Source organism: uncultured Porphyromonas sp. (assembly GCF_934359325.1).
Classification (GTDB): Bacteria; Bacteroidota; Bacteroidia; order Bacteroidales; family Porphyromonadaceae; genus Porphyromonas_A.
In genome coordinates, this window is record NZ_CAKRLH010000220.1 from 1 (window position 1) to 2,588 (window position 2,588).

General features: G+C 54.4%; 3 protein-coding genes. All 3 read right to left on the reverse strand.

Features of this window, described 5'->3' with window-relative positions; translation table 11 throughout:
- Positions 1–815 (reverse strand): carboxypeptidase regulatory-like domain-containing protein (locus Q0F21_RS07085; protein ID WP_297238643.1); only part of this gene is annotated, 815 nt, incomplete at its 3' end.
- A gap of 36 nt (positions 816–851) precedes the next feature.
- The gene (locus Q0F21_RS07090) at positions 852–1,772 is read right to left on the reverse strand and encodes a fimbrillin family protein (protein ID WP_297238644.1); all 921 of its coding nucleotides are present in this window, start codon (positions 1,770–1,772) and stop codon (positions 852–854) included.
- A gap of 35 nt (positions 1,773–1,807) precedes the next feature.
- The coding region (locus Q0F21_RS07095; protein ID WP_297238646.1) for a DNA/RNA non-specific endonuclease at positions 1,808–2,588 on the reverse strand (781 nt) is incomplete at its 5' end.

Sequence of the window (2,588 nt, forward strand, 5' to 3'; positions counted from 1 at the left end):
CCAAGGAGTCCGGTAAATGCCCAGCCATTATCCATCAGACCGGTATTGTAGCTGATCATTGTGCGGGCGTAGTAGTTGCGATTCGTCCCGGAGAGAGTCAGCTTTCCGCCGCGACTGTAGCCGGATGGGCGCATATTGATGTTCTGTGAGCCACCCAGGTCACCGAAAGAAAAGTCCGACGCTCCCACGTAATTGATTGCATTACCATTCTTTGTCAGGTCATTGATCGCACCGATGGAGGAGTAGTTGAAGACCCCACGGACGAGATCGTTGAATGCCACACCATTGATGTACCGCTGCTCGTAGCGGCTGTCGTAGCCGCGAGTCCGGTAACGGAATTGGGAGAAGTTGAACCCGGCATTCTTCAGGAAAATATCATTGGAGAGAATGACGGTCGGGCTGATCGTCTGATCATTACCCGACTCTCCCAGCTCTAAGGCATCGACCACGCCCACGAGGGACTGGTCAGCCTCCATAATCGTAACCGACACGGTGAGATCCCCGAGGTCGGTCACCCCATGAGGGGAAATGCTCACATCGAGACTCTGAGTAATAATCTCATGACCCGACAATGTCAGCCGATCTGTACCAGGGGCGGGAACGACAAACCTAAAGCGTCCATCCGATGCAGTAATCCATGACAGACCGCTTTGCTCGAGATGAACTCGTACACCTGCCACGGGATCACCTCCCTCCGCATCCACGACGCGACCGATGACCACAGGCTCGGTCGCTGTCTCCTGGGAAGATGCATGGGATACTCCGGCTAGTGCCAGTATGATAGCGAGTCCCGCTGCTAATTTTCGTCTAAACATATATTCTTGATTCACTGATTGACAGAGCTAAGGTATTCAGTCGACATGGATGGTGCCGGCATCTATGACCACATCCTCCATCGGGAGGATCGACCCATCGGCGGTAGTGACGGTGCCCGAGGCAGTTCCGTCATCAGCCTTTAGCTTAAGCTCGATGATATTGGGCTCACCACTCTTCAGCTCTATGTCTTGTGTAATGAGATAGGAAAAAACATACTGAGATGTAACGATCCTCAGGGTCATCCCCTTGAGATTTTGCCCGGGAATAAGACGCAGAAAAGCGGTCCCCGCAAGGTCTCCGGACACTGAGAGTGGAGCGTTAATGGTCTCCTTCTCCTCGCTTATGATCACTGAGCCGTCCGTTACATTCACCTTCCCCGACTTGGCTACTCCTTTCAGCTCGAGCTTTGCCCCTCTAAGGTCTACCCCGGAGAGCTTGATCAGTAAGGGGGAGAGTACAGGACGGAACTCCAACACTGCCTCCGCTTCGGCGGTTACACCGGTCTTGATGCGAGAGAAATAGAGCGGCGAAGTCATCGACACCGGCAGGAGATTACCCTCCTGTAGTGCTTCGCAGTATGGGTAGTATGCAATCAGGTCACAGCTCTCGCCCTCTCCGAGGCGTATGCCTCGTGTGGCAGCGACGAAGTGATTGCCGAGGGAGCGCATGGTCGTGTACTTGACGTTCGTGCCAAGTGCAGCTTCGCCTGAGATAGCAGTGATACCGATGGCATCACGATCTCGCCAGCTCAGACTGATCATGCCCGAGGCGGGATCATAGTCTCTGAGGATACCGACCACCCTCAAGTTGCCTGCCCTCAGGATGTATGGATCCTCCGGATCATCGGGCGTACAGCCTGCGGAGCAGTGCTCCGGCCCTCTACAGCAGGAGGAGAGCCCCAGTGTAAGTGCGCATATCGCTACTATGAGTGTACGCAGTGTCGAGTGATGTATCATAGTGTATTTGTTACTACTTGTCGTGACTTCTATAACTAACGCCAGTGCGAGGGATCATTCTGTGACTTAATGCTCACCGCCTTATCCTTGGGGAGGTGGGTAAAGAACTGGAGTCCCGTCTGACGCTCCACCTCAGACACCGGCACAGCGTAAGCGCTGTACTTCGTCCCCGAGAGGGATCTATTGGGCATAATAAAGCCGATGCTGTGCCAGTTCCCTGTGGACTTCTCCTGCCGGAGGAAGACCTTGTACGTGGCATCCGGTACGGGGATTTGCTTCCCTGCACGATCCTTGGTCATCTGTAGCGGCTCCTTGCTATACACCGGGCCGCAGACGACGTAAAGGGTGTCGTACTTGGAGACCTGCTGAGCCCAGGCGCGCTCCTTATTCTCCAGCTGATTCCACTGCCCTCCATTTTGATCCTGGTTTTGGGGGAGCATATTGGAGAAGTAGAAGGTGGTCACATTGAGCTCTCTGGATGCTGTCCTGGAGCTACTTGCCAGCATGTGTCCTCTGGACCAGTGTCCGAGATAAGACTTATAGAGCTGTGGCTGGACCGTGGCCGATAGCTCGGGATCGTAATCCCACCTATTGGTCCGCTCGGTATTTCCTATTACAGCAGGATACATCGGGAAGGCGACGTATCTGGGGCTGTGAGTCTTTGTGTCAAAGAGGATGGAATAATTTCGTCTCGTGCCGCTACCACCATCGGCAAACCACGAGTCCGGTGCCATATGACGGACGAACAGAGCGTGGTCAAGGAGTGTCGCATCTCTGACGACAGCCTCCTCTCTGTACTTCGCCACGACTCCCGGT

Bases quoted from the DNA above. Each gene is read 5' to 3' on its own strand.
- Q0F21_RS07090 (WP_297238644.1), bottom strand. From the start codon at position 1,772: ATGATACATCACTCGACACTGCGTACACTCATAGTAGCGATATGCGCA.